At 66.2% G+C, this 15,032-nt stretch carries 14 protein-coding genes; 11 read left to right on the top strand and 3 right to left on the bottom strand.

The window, feature by feature from the left end:
* Positions 1 to 3: 3 nt before the first annotated feature.
* The 5 genes from KV697_RS02975 to KV697_RS02955 all read left to right on the top strand — a co-directional run bounded on the left by KV697_RS02975 (position 4) and on the right by KV697_RS02955 (position 5,939).
* The gene (locus KV697_RS02975) at positions 4 to 999 is read left to right on the top strand and encodes an Ldh family oxidoreductase (RefSeq protein ID WP_257575820.1); all 996 of its coding nucleotides are present in this window, start codon (positions 4 to 6) and stop codon (positions 997 to 999) included.
* Between the two features lie 17 nt (positions 1,000 to 1,016).
* The gene (locus KV697_RS02970) at positions 1,017 to 2,804 is read left to right on the top strand and encodes a DUF885 domain-containing protein (RefSeq protein ID WP_257575571.1); all 1,788 of its coding nucleotides are present in this window, start codon (positions 1,017 to 1,019) and stop codon (positions 2,802 to 2,804) included.
* 70 nt (positions 2,805 to 2,874) lie between these two features.
* Positions 2,875 to 3,789: a dihydrodipicolinate synthase family protein gene (locus tag KV697_RS02965; RefSeq protein WP_219020045.1), complete on the top strand. Its 915-nt coding sequence runs from the start codon at positions 2,875 to 2,877 to the stop codon at positions 3,787 to 3,789.
* Positions 3,790 to 3,797: 8 nt separating this feature from the next.
* Positions 3,798 to 4,499 (top strand): GntR family transcriptional regulator, encoded by a 702-nt coding sequence (locus KV697_RS02960; protein WP_219021202.1) that lies wholly within the window; start codon positions 3,798 to 3,800, stop codon positions 4,497 to 4,499.
* Positions 4,500 to 4,535: 36 nt separating this feature from the next.
* Positions 4,536 to 5,939: an amino acid permease gene (locus KV697_RS02955; RefSeq protein WP_219020044.1), complete on the top strand. Its 1,404-nt coding sequence runs from the start codon at positions 4,536 to 4,538 to the stop codon at positions 5,937 to 5,939.
* On the opposite strand, the gene KV697_RS02950 is transcribed toward KV697_RS02955, so the two are convergent.
* Positions 5,912 to 8,254 (bottom strand): bifunctional diguanylate cyclase/phosphodiesterase, encoded by a 2,343-nt coding sequence (locus tag KV697_RS02950; RefSeq protein ID WP_219020043.1) that lies wholly within the window; start codon positions 8,252 to 8,254, stop codon positions 5,912 to 5,914. The genes KV697_RS02955 and KV697_RS02950 overlap by 28 nt on opposite strands.
* Positions 8,255 to 8,387: 133 nt before the next feature.
* Between KV697_RS02950 and KV697_RS02945 the strand changes: the two genes are divergently transcribed.
* The 3 genes from KV697_RS02945 (at position 8,388) to KV697_RS02935 (ending at position 10,309) form a co-directional block, all read left to right on the top strand.
* On the top strand, positions 8,388 to 8,996 hold the full coding sequence (locus tag KV697_RS02945; RefSeq protein WP_219020042.1) for a TetR/AcrR family transcriptional regulator: 609 nt from the start codon (positions 8,388 to 8,390) through the stop codon (positions 8,994 to 8,996).
* Between the two features lie 203 nt (positions 8,997 to 9,199).
* Positions 9,200 to 9,619 carry a hypothetical protein gene (locus KV697_RS02940; RefSeq protein WP_219020041.1) on the top strand — a complete coding sequence of 140 codons (420 nt, stop codon included), beginning with the start codon at positions 9,200 to 9,202 and terminating at the stop codon, positions 9,617 to 9,619.
* Positions 9,620 to 9,718: 99 nt separating this feature from the next.
* The gene (locus KV697_RS02935) at positions 9,719 to 10,309 is read left to right on the top strand and encodes an alpha/beta hydrolase (RefSeq protein ID WP_219020040.1); all 591 of its coding nucleotides are present in this window, start codon (positions 9,719 to 9,721) and stop codon (positions 10,307 to 10,309) included.
* 118 nt (positions 10,310 to 10,427) lie between these two features.
* On the opposite strand, the gene KV697_RS02930 is transcribed toward KV697_RS02935, so the two are convergent.
* Complete coding sequence (locus KV697_RS02930) at positions 10,428 to 10,652, bottom strand: hypothetical protein (RefSeq protein WP_219020039.1); 225 nt, start codon at positions 10,650 to 10,652, stop codon at positions 10,428 to 10,430.
* A gap of 147 nt (positions 10,653 to 10,799) precedes the next feature.
* On the opposite strand from KV697_RS02930, the gene KV697_RS02925 reads away from it, so the two are divergent.
* The 3 genes from KV697_RS02925 (at position 10,800) to KV697_RS02915 (ending at position 14,343) form a co-directional block, all read left to right on the top strand.
* Positions 10,800 to 11,972 (top strand): S1 family peptidase, encoded by a 1,173-nt coding sequence (locus KV697_RS02925; protein ID WP_219020038.1) that lies wholly within the window; start codon positions 10,800 to 10,802, stop codon positions 11,970 to 11,972.
* Between the two features lie 63 nt (positions 11,973 to 12,035).
* Positions 12,036 to 13,040 (top strand): zinc-dependent alcohol dehydrogenase family protein, encoded by a 1,005-nt coding sequence (locus KV697_RS02920; protein ID WP_219020037.1) that lies wholly within the window; start codon positions 12,036 to 12,038, stop codon positions 13,038 to 13,040.
* Between the two features lie 22 nt (positions 13,041 to 13,062).
* The gene (locus KV697_RS02915) at positions 13,063 to 14,343 is read left to right on the top strand and encodes an NAD(P)/FAD-dependent oxidoreductase (RefSeq protein WP_219020036.1); all 1,281 of its coding nucleotides are present in this window, start codon (positions 13,063 to 13,065) and stop codon (positions 14,341 to 14,343) included.
* Positions 14,344 to 14,349: 6 nt separating this feature from the next.
* On the opposite strand, the gene KV697_RS02910 is transcribed toward KV697_RS02915, so the two are convergent.
* On the bottom strand, positions 14,350 to 14,994 hold the full coding sequence (locus KV697_RS02910) for a GntR family transcriptional regulator (protein ID WP_219020035.1): 645 nt from the start codon (positions 14,992 to 14,994) through the stop codon (positions 14,350 to 14,352).
* Positions 14,995 to 15,032: the final 38 nt, after the last annotated feature.

Raw genomic sequence — 15,032 nt, 5'->3', positions numbered from 1 at the left:
CGGATGACGCTGGACGAATTGCGGGCGCTGGCGCGGGCCAAGCTGCTGGGTGCGGGACTGGCCCCTGCCCATGCCGAGGCGGTCGCCGAGACGATGGTAGCGGGCGAGCGCGACGGATGCGCCTCGCACGGTATCTACCGCCTGCTGGTCGCGGTCTCCAGTATCGAGAAGGGCGTGGTCGTCCCCGATGCCGAGCCGGTGCTGTCGCATCCCGCCCGCGCGCTGGTCCGTGTCGATGGCGGCGGCGGCTTTGCACAACTCGCCTTTCAGACCGGCAAGCCCGCCCTGATCGAGAAGGCCAGGGGGAACGGCATCGCTGCGCTGGCCCTCAACAATGTCGTCCATTTTGCCGCGCTCTGGCCCGAAGTGGAGGAACTGGCGGAGGAGGGACTGGTCGCGCTCGCCTTCACGCCCAGCCATGCCTGGGTCGCGCCGTCGGGCGGGGCGGAGCCGGTGTTCGGCACAAATCCCATCGCCTTCGGCTGGCCACGCCCGGACGGGCCGCCCTTCGTCTTCGACTTCGCCACTTCCATGGTCGCGCGCGGCGAAATCGAACTCCATCGCCGGGCGGGCAAGAGCGTGCCCGACGACTGGGGCGTCGATAGCGAGGGTAAGCCGACCAGCGACCCGGCCGCGATCCTGTCCGGCGCGATGCGGACATTCGGCGGGCACAAGGGATCGGCGCTGGCGGCGATGGTCGAACTGCTCGCCGGTCCTCTGATCGGCGATATGACGAGCCGGGAGTCGATCGAATGGGACGGCGGGCGTGGCGGTTCGCCGTTGGGTGGCGAGTTGATTATTGCGATCGATCCCAATGGGTTCCTCGGTGATCTTCTACCCGAGCATCAGGATCGGGCCGAGGCGATGTTCGGGGCGATCACGGGGCAGGGGGCACGGCTGCCTTCCGCCCGCCGCTACACGGCGCGTCAGGTTTCGCTGGTCGAGGGGGTCGAGATTTCGGCCGATCTCTACCGGGACGTGACGGCGCTGAAGGGTTGAGCAAAGGGGGTATAAGCATGACGAACCGGATCGGATGGCTGCTGGCAGGAGCGGCTCTGGCGGCTATGTCGCCGGGCGCGGCGCAGGCCAAGGGTCGCTCCCAGGCCACCCGCAAGGTCGCGGCCACGCCGGACGCCCGCTTTCGCGCGCTGTCGGATGCCGAATATCAGTGGCGGATCAGCCAGGCCGCCGCCGATGAGGACAGCGGCAGCGCGGGTTCGCGGCAATTGCCCGATGTCGGCCCCGCCGCGCAAGCCGCGCGACTGGCGAGATGGGAGGCGACCGCCAAGGCGCTCGACGCGATCGATCCGGCAAAACTCTCCCCCGACGTGCGCACCGACTATGTGGTCTATCGCGGCCAGATCGACGCGCTGCTCGCCGCACAGCGGTTCCGCGAATATGAAAAGCCGCTCAATTCGGACACCAGCTTCTGGGGCAATCTGGCCAGTTGGGCGCGAGGCAGCTTCACCAAGGAGAGCCAGTATCGCGATTACATCGCCATGCTGCACCAGATGCCGCGCTATTACGACCAGCAGATCGCGAACATGCGCGCCGGTCTTGCGCGCGGCTTTACGGTGCCGCGCATCACGCTGACGGGTCGCGACATCGGCGTGGCGCAGGTGGTGGACGCCGGGGTCGGCGACGCGCAGCCCTTTTACGAGCCGTTCAAGACCATGCCCGCCACCATGACGCCGGCGACCGCCGCCGCGCTGCGAGCCGAGGCGAAAGCGGCGATCCGCGACGACGTCCTGCCCGCGCATCAGCGGCTGCTGACCTTCCTGCGCAACGACTATATCCCGCGCGCGCAGGTCAGCACGGCGGCCTATGATCTGCCCGACGGCAAGGCCTATTACCGGTCCAAGATCCGCGAATATGTCACCGCCGACCTGACGCCCGAACAGGTCCATGCGATTGGCCTGTCGGAGATGCAGCGTATCCGTGCGCGGATGGACGGCGTGATGAAGGAGGTGAAGTTCAAGGGCGACTTTCCTGCCTTCCTGACCTTCCTGCGTACCGATCCGCAATTCTATCCCAAGACGCCGCAAGAGTTGCTCGACAAGGCGGCGTGGCTGGCCAAGAGCTTCGACGGGATCGCCTCCGACTGGTTCGGTCGCCTGCCGCGCAGCCGGTTCGCGATCAAGCCGGTACCCGCCGATATCGCGCCCTTCTACACCGCCGGGCGCGGCGGGACCGGCGTCTATCTGGTCAACACCTACAATCTGCCGTCGCGTTCGCTATACGCTATGCCCGCCCTGACGCTGCACGAAAGCGCGCCGGGCCATGCGTTCCAGATGCCGCTGGCGGCGGAGAATAAGAGCCTGCCCGCGTTCCGGCGCGACAGCTATCTTTCGGCCTATGGAGAGGGCTGGGCGCTGTATTGCGAGGCGCTGGGTGAGGATATGGGTTTCTACAAGACGCCCTATGACCGCTTCGGGATGCTGTCCTATCAGGCGTGGCGCGCGGCGCGGTTGGTCGTCGATACCGGCATCCACGCCATGGGGTGGAGCCGGGAGAAGGCGCAGGCTTATCTCCACGACAATACCGCTTTGTCGGATCACGAGATCGAGACCGAAGTCGACCGCTATATCGCATGGCCGGGGCAGGCGCTGTCCTATTATATGGGCCAGCTCGCCTTCCAGAAGGCACGGGCCAAGGCCGAAAAGGCGCTGGGGCCGAAGTTCAACATCCGCGCCTGGCATGATGCGATGCTGCAACTCGGCTATGTACCGCTGCCCGTGATCGAGCAACGCACCGATCGTTTCATCGCAGAAGGTGGAAAAGGCCCCTATCCGGATGAGGAATGACATTGACCCCATCCGATTTGCCCGTTAGAAACAGTATACGATATCTAAAACAGTAGCAGGAAGACAGATTGTGAGCATCGGCTGGCGCGGCGTATTCCCCGCAGTGACGACCCAGGTCCGGGAAGATCTTTCGATCGACCTCGCCGATACGCAGCGTGTCGTCGACGATCTGGTCAATGATGGCGTTACCGGCGTGATCGCGCTCGGCACGGTCGGCGAGAACAACTCGCTCGACTATGACGAGAAGGTGACGGTGCTGACCGCCATCGTCGAGGCGGTGGCGGGCCGCGTGCCGGTCATCACCGGCGTTTCGGAATATGACACGCGCCGCGCCGTGCGTTACGCGCAGGCCGCCGAAAAGGCCGGGGCCGACGGCCTGATGCTGCTGCCGCCGATGGTTTATGTGCCCAAGGCGCATGAGTTGGTGAACCACTTCAAGGGCGTGGCCGACCAGACCGGCCTGCCGATCATGCTCTACAACAACCCGCCCGCGTACCGCACGGTTATCGACCAGACGGTTCTCGAGGCGCTGGTCGACGTGAAGAACATCGTTGCGGTCAAGGAGTCGGCCCCCGACACGCGTCGCTTCACCGATTTCCGCAATGCGTTCGGCGATCGCTACACCCTGTTCGCCGGTCTCGACGACGTGGCGCTCGAGGGTCTGTATCTCGGCGCGCAGGGCTGGGTTTCGGGCCTGACCAACGCCTTCCCGAAGGAGTCGGTTGAGCTGGTAGCGGCGTTCGATCGCGGCGATCATGCCAAGGCGATGGAAATCTATCGCTGGTTCATGCCGCTCCTCCACCTCGATGCCGAGCATGATCTGGTCCAGTCGATCAAGCTGGCCGAGCAGGTCATGGGTCGCGGTTCGGAGCGCGTCCTGCCGCCGCGTTATGTGCTCGAAGGCGAGCGCCGCGCCGAGGTGATCGCGATGGTCGAAAAGGCCGCCGCGACCCGCCCGACGCTGGGCCAGGCCAAGGCCGCCTGATGGCGACGATGCCCTTGCAACCGGACTACGCCCTGGATGACGGGCGTCATCGGGGCGAGGGCGTCATCGTCGTGCAGACGCTGGCGGATCGCATCTTCGCGATCGTGCGCGAACGGATCATCGCGGGGGTCATCCCCGCCGATCGACCGATCCGCCAGGATGCGCTGGCCGCCGAACTCGGCGTCAGCAAGATACCGCTGCGCGAGGCGATGGCCCGACTGGAGCAGGAGGGGCTGCTCCACGGCGTCGCCAATCGCGGCTATATGATCGGCGCGCTTTCCGCTGCGCAGGCCGAGGACATCTACGGCCTGCGCCTGAAGCTGGAACCGGCGGCGGCGGCGCGGGCGGCGCTCGTCGCCGATGACGAGGATCGCGCGGCACTCGTCGCCGCGTTCGAGTCGCTGGACCAGGCGGCGGCCAGCGATCTGGCGCGCGTCGCCATCTGCAACCGGAAATTCCACATGGCGATGGTCCGCCCGACACGGCAGGCCCTGACGATCCAGTTGATCCGTCAACTCGCGCTGCTCGCCGAGCGTTATGTCGTCGCGCATCTGCAGCCCGCCGGGCGCGACGCACGGGCGCATCTGGAGCATCGCGAACAGCTCGACGCCTTTCTGGCGCGCGACGCCGACCGGGTTAAGGCATTGCTTGATACGCATATCCGGTCCACGCTGATGGACCTGAAAGGCGGGTTCGCGCCCGTCGACTGACAATGACAAGCCAAGAGGGCGGGGGATTTTTCGACGATGTTCGGACCAAGAAAGTCGCTGGGTAGCGTCACCCAGCACGCGGAGGGGCAGGCGCTGGCCAAGACGCTCAGCTGGCCGCACCTGATCGCTCTGGGAGTCGGCGCGATCGTCGGCACCGGCATCTATACGCTGACCGGCGTGGGAGCCGAGCGGGCTGGCCCCGCTGTCATTCTGGCCTTTGCCATTGCGGGTGCCGTCTGCGCCTGTGCCGCGCTCGCCTATGCCGAGCTGGCGACGCTGATCCCGGCGGCGGGCAGCGCTTATACCTTTAGCTACACCGCGCTGGGCGAAACGCTCGCCTGGGTCGTGGGGTGGAGCCTGATCCTCGAATATTCGCTGGCCTGTTCGACCGTCGCGGTCGGCTGGTCGGGCTATCTGGTCGGCTGGATCCAGGCGGCGGGGGTGCATCTGCCGCCCGAGCTGCTCTCCGGGCCGCATGGCGGCGGCATCATCAACCTGCCCGCCGTGCTGGTCGCGCTGTCGGTGATGGGGATGCTGGTCGCCGGCACGCGGGAGAGCGCCACGCTGAATATCATTCTGGTCGTCGTGAAGCTGGTCGCCCTGGGCGTGTTCGTCGCCTTCGCGCTGCCCGCGTTCAACAATGCCAATCTTCATCCCTTCATGCCCTATGGCTTCGGTGCGACCGAGGTCGACGGGGCCAAGCGCGGCGTCATGGCGGCGGCGGCGATCGTGTTCTTCGCTTTTTACGGCTTCGATGCGGTGGCGACCTCGGCCGAGGAGGCCAAGAACCCCGGCCGCGACCTGACCATAGGCATCGTCGGATCGATGCTGGTCTGCACACTGATCTATATGGCGGTCGCAGTGACCGCGGTGGGCGCGCTGCCCTTCCAGCAGCTCGCCAATTCGCCCGAGCCTCTGGCGCTCGTCCTGCGCTCGCTGGGCCAGCCGACCGCCGCGCATCTGATCGCGCTGGCGGCGGTCATCGCGCTGCCCTCGGTCATCCTGGTGATGATGTACGGCCAGAGCCGCATCTTCTTCACCATGGCACGTGACGGCCTGCTGCCACAGGCACTGGCCGTGGTCAGCAAGCGCAGCGGTGCGCCGACCCGCATCACGCTGGTCACGGGCGTATCGATCGCGATCGTCGCAGGCATCTTCCGGCTCGACGAGATTGCCGAGCTGGCCAATGCGGGCACGTTGCTCGCCTTCATTGCGGTTGGCGCCTGCCTGATGGTCCTGCGACGCCGGGCACCGGAGGCCAAGCGGCTGTTCCGTTGTCCGCAGCCCTATCTGGTCGGTACGCTCGCCATTCTGGGCTGCATCTACCTGCTGTTCAGCCTGCCCAGCGCGACCATCGTCCGCTTTATCATCTGGAACCTGGCGGGCCTGGCCTTCTATTTCGCCTATGGGCGTCAGCGTAGCGCTCTGGCCAAGGGCTGAGCCCCGACCAAAGGTTGGGCGGGGCGGCCGAACAGATAACCCTGGGCCTGGGGGCATCCTTCCTCCAGCACCATGCGATGCTGTTCGGCCGTCTCGACCCCTTCGGCGACGACGGGCAGGTTCAGGCTCTGCCCCAGCCCGACGATCGCCCGGATGATCGAGCGTGCGGCGGCATCGGTGGTCACGCCTGAAATGAAGCTCTTGTCGATCTTGATCTTGTCGAACGGGAAGCATCGCAGATTGCTGAGCGAGCTGTAGCCCGTTCCGAAATCGTCCATGACGATGCCCACGCCCATCGCCTTCAGCTGGTGCAGGGTCTTAAGGGTCGACGCGCGGTCGTGGAGCAGGACGTTCTCGGTAATCTCCAGCTCCAGCCGATGCGCCGGAAAGCCGCTGTCGTTCAGCGCGCGCGCAACGATCTCGGCTAGGTTGGGGAGCTGGAACTGGATCGGCGAGACGTTGACCGCCAGCGTCATCGGCGCGGGCCAGGAGGCGGCGGTGCGGCATGCCGTCGCCAGCACCCATTCGCCCAGTTGCAGGATGATGCCCGTTTCCTCCGCCAGCGGCACGAACTCGAGCGGCTCGACCGAGCCGCGTTCGGGATGTTCCCAGCGTAGCAACGCCTCATGGCCGATGATCTCGGCGCTGTCGGTCGATACCAGCGGCTGATAGACCAGTCTCATCTGGTTGCGCAGCAGGGCGTGGCGCAGGTCGTGCTCCAGGGCCAGCCGCTTGCGCATCGTGCGGTCCATGTCCTGATCAAAGAAGGACGCGGTGCCCCGGCCGCTGGTCTTGGCACGGTAGAGCGCGACATCGGCATTCTGGCGCAGCGTCTGGGCATCGGTCGCATCCTGGGGAAAGAGCGAGACGCCGATGCTGACCCCCACCGCCATGGGGTCCCGGCTGAGGTCCATTTCGGCTGCGAACGACTCCAGGATCGTCTCGGTCAGCCTGCGGACGCATTCGGGGTCTTCCAGCCCGCGCTGCAGGATCAGGAACTCATCGCCGCCCACGCGCGCCACCACGCCCGCTTCGTCGATGACCTTGGTCAGTATGGCCGCGACCCGGCAGAGTATGGCATCGCCCGCAGCGTGGCCGAAAAGGTCGTTCACAGCCTTGAACCGATCGAGGTCGAGCGCGAGCAGCGCGAACGGCCCTTTCTGATCGGCCTGCGCGATCGCGCTTTCGAGCGCCTGAGTAAAATAGGCACGATTGGGGAGTTCGGTTAGCGAGTCGTGGACTGCCATGAACTCGATCTGGCGCTGGGCCCGGCGCTGTTCGGTCAGGTCGCGCACGGCCATCACGGTTGCGCGACGGCCGCGATACTCGATCTCATGGGCCGCGACTTCCAGGCAGCGGTCGGACGATCCCGCACCGCGCGGGCGGGTTTCGACTGATACGCCCTCTGCCATCGAGGTCAGGTCGGTGCCGTCGATGGCTTCGAGCCAGTCATTGGGTCGGGAACGGGGCAAACGGCTCGCCTCGACATTCAGCATCGTTGCCAGCCGTGCATTGGCCTCCACGATCCGCCCATGATGCAGGATCGCGATCCCCTCGCGGGTGGCTTGGGTCAGGCCACGCAGGTCGGTCAGCAGGCGGTCGACCAGCGCGGCGGCGACCACGGCCGCCACCATCGTCGCGGTCACGAAGCCGACGAGGCGTGCGAGGATGCGGGGCTGGATGGTCTGGAGACCGGGATCGACCACGACGCCGCCGGGGATCAGCGTGGTGGCGGTCATCGCCCCGAAATGCAGCACGCCGATACCGAGCGCCGCAGCCACGACGGACAGGATCAGGCGGCTGGGGCCGCGCAACTCGGCATGAATGTAGAAGGCGGCGGACAGGAATAGCATCGCGCCGATCAGCGCAGCGATCAGATCCACCAGCTCGTAATGGATTTGCGCGGGCACGATCAGTGCGGCCATGCCGAGCAGGTGCATGGTGCCGACGCCGACGGTAATCAGGCTGCCGACCACCAGACTGCCCGACAAGTCCTTCCTGCGCCGGATATAGGCGAGTGCGGCCCAGATGGTCAGGCACGGCGCGGCGATCGAGACCAGGGTCAGCGGCAGGTCGAACCCCAGCGGCAGCGGCCCGTGATAGGCCAGCATCGCCAGGAAGTGCGTGCACCAGATACTGACGCCGCCGGTTATCGCCGCCAGCGCGACCCAGTTGCGTCGCCGAATTTCGACGCATTCCTCGGAACGATTATGGAGCAGGAACAACGCCACCAGCCCGAGGACGCAGACGCCGAACGCCGGCAATATGAGCCAGGGATCATGCTGGCCGATGATGCAACCCACGATGTTGAGCATGGTAAATGCTGTACCCCCGATTACAGAAATGGCACGCGGGCGTTGCGAAACGTTTAATATAGGTTTCAAAATGGGTGCGACCGGTCGAGCGCGGGGCTTTCCAAACCCATCGCAAAATTCTATACCGACCGTTATGGAAAATGCTTTGCCCGCGTGTAAGGGCCGCCCGCGCGAATTCTGCACCGATCAGGCGCTGGCCTCCGCGCTCCGGGTTTTCTGGAGCAAGGGCTATGAAGGCGCCTCAATGGCCGACCTGACCGAGGCGATGGGCATCACCAAGCCCAGCCTCTACGCCGCCTTCGGCAACAAGGAGGCGCTGTTCCACAAGGCGCTCGACCTTTACGAGGCGGAGAAGCTCGCTTACATCCGCGAAGCCCTGAATCAGCCTACGGCACGCGGTGTGGCCGAGCATCTGCTGCGCGGCGCATTGATGGCGATGACCTGCCAATGGGAACCGAAGGGCTGTCTGGGTGTCATCCACTCTGTCGCTTGCGGTTCGGAAGCCGAGTCGATCAAGGCGATGGTGGTGGCGCGGCGGGCGTCGTCGCAGGCCGCGATCGTCGCACGGTTCCAGCGGGCCGTGGACGAGGGCGATCTGCCGCCGAATGTCGATCCGTCGGGCTTGGCCAGTCTGATCTTCGCGGTGCTACAGGGCATGGGCGTTCAGGCAGGCTCCGGCGTGCCTTCGGAACAGTTGCAATCGATGGTCGATGCAGCCTTGGCGCTATGGCCTTCGCATTGAGCGAAAATTTTTAATACCGGTTGGTATGAAAATCGTTGACGGCTGTACGGCAGATTAATATACCGGCCGGTATGGAAGGTGATCCTCACCTTCGCGTTTGAACATGGCGAGACAGCAGGATGGGCGGCCCGGTGCCGCTTCCTCGGGTGGGCGTGATGCTGGCCGGGGCAGGGTGTCTTGCGCCGTAAAAAGGGGTTTGCATCATGGCCTATGTCGCTTTTCAGGAAATCGGCGCCGCACGGATCGCGGTCGATGCCGCCATCGCGCAGCAGGGCGCGGCCGCCATCCGCCCGGACGCCCGTCTGTCCGCGTTGGAATGGCAGGTCGTGGCGCTCGCCCGCCGCGATCGCCTGTCCAGCCTGCGCGAGCCGACCAAGCTGATCCGTGCGGTCGGCAGCATCTTCGGCGACACGCGCAATCCGCGCCTGGCGGACCCCTCGCTGGAGGCGCTGCGCCGGATGGCGGTGCTCAGCTGGCACCATGGCTACAGCGTGCCTTCGCACGAGGTCCGCGCCTTCCTGGCCGCCGGCTATACGCCCGACCAGTATGAGCTGATGGTCGACAGCATCGCCACCGCGCTCAGCGATTCGCGCAAGCTGGCCCGCCCCATCACGGCCCAGTAAGCCTTCCGATCAAGGCAGGGTGAGGCGGGCACGCGTCCGTGCCCTCTTGCCCTTCCCCGAAACTGACGTACCTTGATGGGGTCAGTGACGGAGAAGACCATGGCGGCCGGACTGCGTCTGAACGATCCATTCTCGATCATCACCCTGCCGATGGCGGGCCACCCCGGCCGCGAACGCGAGATGCCCTGGGAAAGCCTGTTCGCATGGCCCCGTCAGGGCGACCTTCAGCTTCCATTCGACGGCGCGTCCCGCGAGGCGCGCGATATCTGGGCGACCCGGCTGGATCATGCGGTCGCTCATGCCGACAAGGCTGTGCTGCTCGTTGCCGAGGGCGCCGCTTGCCTGGCCAGCATCTGGTGGGCGCGGCTGTCGCCCAGCCATTATGTCTCACGGGTCGCGGGTGCGCTGTTCTTCCAGCCCCCATCCGCCGATGCGCTGGACCGGCAAGGCGGTCAGCTTTTCGCCTCGCCGGAAGCCGCCTTGCCCTTTCCATCTTTGGTCGTTGACGGTGCCATGCACGGCTCCACGCTGGCGACGATCTGTGGTGGCCGTCTCCTGTCCCCGCCGCGTGCGGCGCCCGCGCCCACGGGTATGTGGCGTCAGGCGCAGCGCCTGATCGAGCGCTTCTCGGCCGGGGTGGTCGAACAGGATATGCGCGTCCTGCGCACGCTGGGCATTCCCGAACGCTGACAAAAACGGCCCGGCGGTCTTTTCGACCACCGGGCCAGTGAATCGCCACAGGGAGCTTCCTTTGGCGAGGCAGGAGCGGTGAGCAGGCCCGGACGGGCCCGCGCCACCGAAGGAAAGTCTAGCTGGCGTTCGCACCGCCCGGCGCCACCTCATTGTCGAGCAGCGCATCGTTCCCGAAGGTCGCGTTGGCGTCGACAGCCCCCTCGTCATTGGCCAGAACCTCGTCATTCACCACGCCGCCATTGTCGATGCCGGCGGTGTCGGCAGGCTCCGACTTGGAGCAGGCGGCCAGCGGCAGGGCGGAGGCGATCAGAAGCAGCGGAAGGGCATGGCGTCGCAACATCAATTCGGTCCCCTTGATGGTTTATCCCGTGTATCGCCGCTCATCGGCTCCTCATGAGTAATACATACCAATTCGATGGGATATAACCAGCGCAAATCTTTTTGGCGGGATAGATGGGCTTTCCTGCTCGTGCTCGTGCTCGTTGCCATGTGCCTGTTGTCACCCAACCCCGCAGTCGCGCAGGGCAGGCTGCCGCTGGATGGTCGAGCAGCGCTCGAACTGGATGCAGCGGAATATGCCGCGCTGTCCGGACAGACGCAGACGGCGGCCGCGCGGGAACTGGCGGTGCAGGAGGCGTCGGTGCCGCTGACCGATGCGCTGAAGGCCGAGTTCGCCGATCGCCTTGCCGGATTGTCGGTCGGTCACGCGCCGTTTCATATCGACCTGTTGCTGATTGGGGACGAGCCCGTTGCCGACCGGGTGGCGCAGGTGGCAGGCAGCCCGGTTATGGTCCGCTTTCGCACCGGCGCCTATGCGACCCATAGCCAGCTGATCGTCGCCCTGGCGCTCCACCAGACGGAGATACGCGCGAGCCTAACCCAGCCGCCAGGCATCGGTGTCGATCCCCGGATCGGAGCGCTGGTCGTGATGGTCTCGCGCGCGGATGCCGAAGCGGAGCCGGGCGATGCCTTGCGCGACCGGATCGCCCGGATCGCAGGCGTGCCGGTGCGGATCGCGACGCTAGATGCGCCAGACAGCGATCTGGCCGACCTTCAAGGTGGCGCGCGGCTGACCGGTATCGATCCCGGCAATGGTCGACGCTATGCCTGCACCAGCGGCTTCGTCGTTCGGCGTGGGCGTGACAGCGCGGTCGTCACCGCCGCCCATTGCCCCGACAATCTGGTCTGGACCGATGCCGAGCGCCGCGAGCATCCGCTGCCCTTTCTGGGGCAATGGGGATGGGGCTATCAGGATGTGCAGGTGAATGGCAGCCCCGTGCCACTGCTTCCCGCCTTCTGGAGCGACACGGCCAAGACGGTCAGCCGCAGCGTGACCGGGCAGCGATCCCGCGACCAGACCCGCGCGGGCGACATCGTCTGCCACCGCGGCGAGCGGACCGGCTATAGCTGTGCCGAAGTCTGGATACCTGATTTCGCCCCGGCCGGAGACCTGTGCGGCGGTGGCTGCACGCCGACCTGGGTAGCAGTGCGCGGACCGACCTGTCGTAGCGGCGATAGCGGCGGACCGGTGTTTCTGGGCGGCATCGCTTACGGCATCGTTAAGGGCGGCAGCTATCGCGGTGGCGACGGCAGCTGCGCCTTTTATTATTATATGTCAGTCGATTTCCTGCCCGACGGGTGGTTGCTGGCGACCGGCTGAGGGATCGCATCGCGCAGGCGCCGCGTTGGTTTTTCATAGGCAGACAGCGATGAAGGCAATGGCATGAAGGCGATGATCCTCGACGCACCGGGCGGACTGGAGCGTCTGCGACCGGTCGACCGACCCGACCCCGGTGCGCCGGGGCCGGGCATGATCCGAGTCCGGTTGCACGCCACATCGCTCAACTATCATGACTATGGGATCGTGTCGGGCCGGATGCCGACCGGGGATGGGCGCATCCCGATGGCGGACGGCGCGGGCGTCGTCGAGGCGGTCGGCGAGGGCGTGACCGACTTCGTTGCGGGCGATGCCGTCGTCTCCTGCTTCTTCCCCGACTGGCAGGAAGGGCCGCCCCGGATCGGCGATTTCTCGCGGGTGCCGGGTGACGGGATCGACGGCTATGCCTGCGAGCTGGTGGTCGTCCCGGCCACCGCCTTCACCCGCGCACCCAGGGGTTATGACCATGCGGAAGCCGCAACCATCACGACCGCCGGATTGACCGCATGGCGCAGTCTGGTCGTCGATGGCGGGTTGAAAGCGGGTGACCGGGTGCTGGTGCTCGGGACAGGGGGCGTGTCGATCTGGGCGCTTCAGATCGCCCGGATGATGGGGGCGCAGGTCGTCGTCACCTCGTCCTCCGACGAGAAGCTGGAGCGGGCGTGTTCGTTGGGGGCCGCGCATACGATCAACTATCGAACCCACCCCGAATGGGGAAAGCTCGCCCATGAATGGGCGGGCGAGGGTGTCGACCATGTGGTCGAGGTCGGCGGGCCGGGAACGCTGGCCCAGTCGATCGACGCGGTTCGGATCGGCGGGCATCTCCACCTGATCGGCGTGCTGACCGGCATAGCGGGCGACGTGCCGACCGCGACCCTTATGAGCAAGCAGGCACGGCTCCAGGGCCTGATCGTCGGCAGCCGCCGGATGCAGATGGAGTTCGTCCGCGCGCTCGACGATGCGGCGTTCCGACCCGTGATTGACCGCCGCTTTGGGCTGGGCGACCTTGGCGAGGCCTTCCGCCTGCAGGAGAGCGGAGGGCATTTCGGCAAGATCGCCGTGACGTTCTGAACCTGATGACGGAGGCGCAGATATGACAGCGACGGGCGTCGATCCCAATTGGCCGCATGTGGTGATCGTCGGGGCGGGCTTTGCCGGGCTGGCGACGGCACAGCGTCTGGCCCGCGCGCCGGTGCGCGTGACCGTCGTCGATCGCAACAATTATCATCTGTTCGTGCCGCTCCTGTATCAGGTGGCCACCGCCGCACTGTCCCCCGCCGATGTCGCCGAGCCGATCCGGCATGTGCTCGGCCGCTATCCCAATATCCGGGTGGTGCTGGGCGAGGTCGCGCAGGTCGATACCGATGCGCGACAGGTGGCACTCGCGACCGGCGAGACGCTCCGTTACGATCGGCTGGTCGTCGCGACCGGATCGACCAGCAGCTATTTCGGCCATGACGAATGGCGTCGCTATGCCCCCGCCTGCAAGTCGATCGAGGAGGCGCGGGTCATCCGGTCGCGCGTTCTGGGCGCGTTCGAGGAAGCGGAGCGTGACGGCGCTGCGGATCGCGAGGCCCTGATGACGTTCGTCATCGTGGGTGGCGGCCCGACCGGCGTGGAACTGGCCGGGTCTGTCGCCGAACTCGCCCGCTATGCCCTGACCTCCGACTTCCGCAGGATTCGGCCGGAAACGGCGAAGATCATCCTGATCGAGGGCGGCTCGCGTATCCTGTCGGCCTTTCCCGACTCGCTCGCCACCTATGCCGAACGCGCACTCGCGCGGCTGGGCGTCCAGGTGATGACGGACATGCCGGTCGAGGCGATTACCGCCGAAGGGCTGACCGCCGGCGGCCGGTTCATCCCCGCGCGTACCGTCCTTTGGGGGGCGGGCGTCGCGCCGACGGGGGCCGCCTCCCTCCTCGGCGTGGTGCCGGGACCGGACGGACGCGTGGCGGTGCGCCCCGATTTGAGCGTCGAGGGGCTGGAGAATGTCTATGCGCTGGGCGATGTCGCGGCCTGTCTGAACGAAGACGGCAAGCCCTTGCCCGGTCTGGCGCAGGTCGCGCAGCAGCAGGGCGATTATCTGGGCAAGGCGCTAAGGGCGGAACTGACCGGCGGAGCGGCGCCGAAGCCCTTCCGCTTCCACAATCGCGGCAATGCGGCGATCATCGGGCGGCATGCCGCGATCTTCGATTTCGGTCGTTTCCGGATGAAGGGCTATCCGGCCTGGATGCTCTGGGCGATCGTCCATGTCGTGCTGCTGGTCAATTTCGCGCAGCGTATCCGAGTCAGCCTGCAATGGCTGTGGCGCTATCTGACCTATCGGCGCGGTGCCCGTATCATCACCACGCCCTACAGCCCCCCGCCCGGATGACGGGGATCAGCGGATAAGCTGGGCGCGCAGGTCGACCAGGGTCGCACCGATATGCTCGGTCAGAAAGGCCGCCACCCGTGCCTCGTCCCGTGCCAGCCAGGCGTCGAGCAGTGCATGATGCTCCTCATGCGCGCGGTCTTCACGACCGGCGGGCTTCAGGTGCTGGACGACATAGCGTTCGGCGAGCACTTGTAACCGTTCGATCAACTGAAAGGTCAACGCGGCACCGAGCGGGCGGACGAGTGCCAGGTGAAAGGCGCGGTTCCGGTGCGCAACCTCATGCAATGCGTCGCGGGCCGCGACATCCAATGCGGTCAGCGCCTCGCGTGCAATGGCCTGGTCGTCCGCTGTCGCCACGCGTGAGGCCCGCGCCGCCGCGTCGGGTTCCAGGGCGAGGCGGAGTTCGTAAATCTCCTCCGCTTCGCCCGCGCCCAGCGAGCGGACGAAAAAGCCGCGATTGGCCTGGCTGGTCAGCAGCCCTTCCTGCTCCAGCCGGGCGAGCGCCTCGCGCAGCGGAATCTTGCTGACCCCCAACTCATTGGCCAGCGCGTCCTGCCGGATCGGCTGATCCTCTGGCAGGTTGCCGCTGATGATCCGCTCGCGAATGATCGTGAAGATCTGCTCCGACAGGGTGCGAACGACAAGGCTCATGGATTCTCTCGTGCCGACAGGCCGGGAGGAGCCTGTAA

The organism is Sphingomonas sanguinis, from assembly GCF_019297835.1.
Classification (GTDB): domain Bacteria; phylum Pseudomonadota; class Alphaproteobacteria; order Sphingomonadales; family Sphingomonadaceae; genus Sphingomonas; species Sphingomonas sanguinis_D.
Note: the sequence above shows the minus strand (reverse complement) of the source record. Positions and strands in the feature narration are given on the sequence as shown.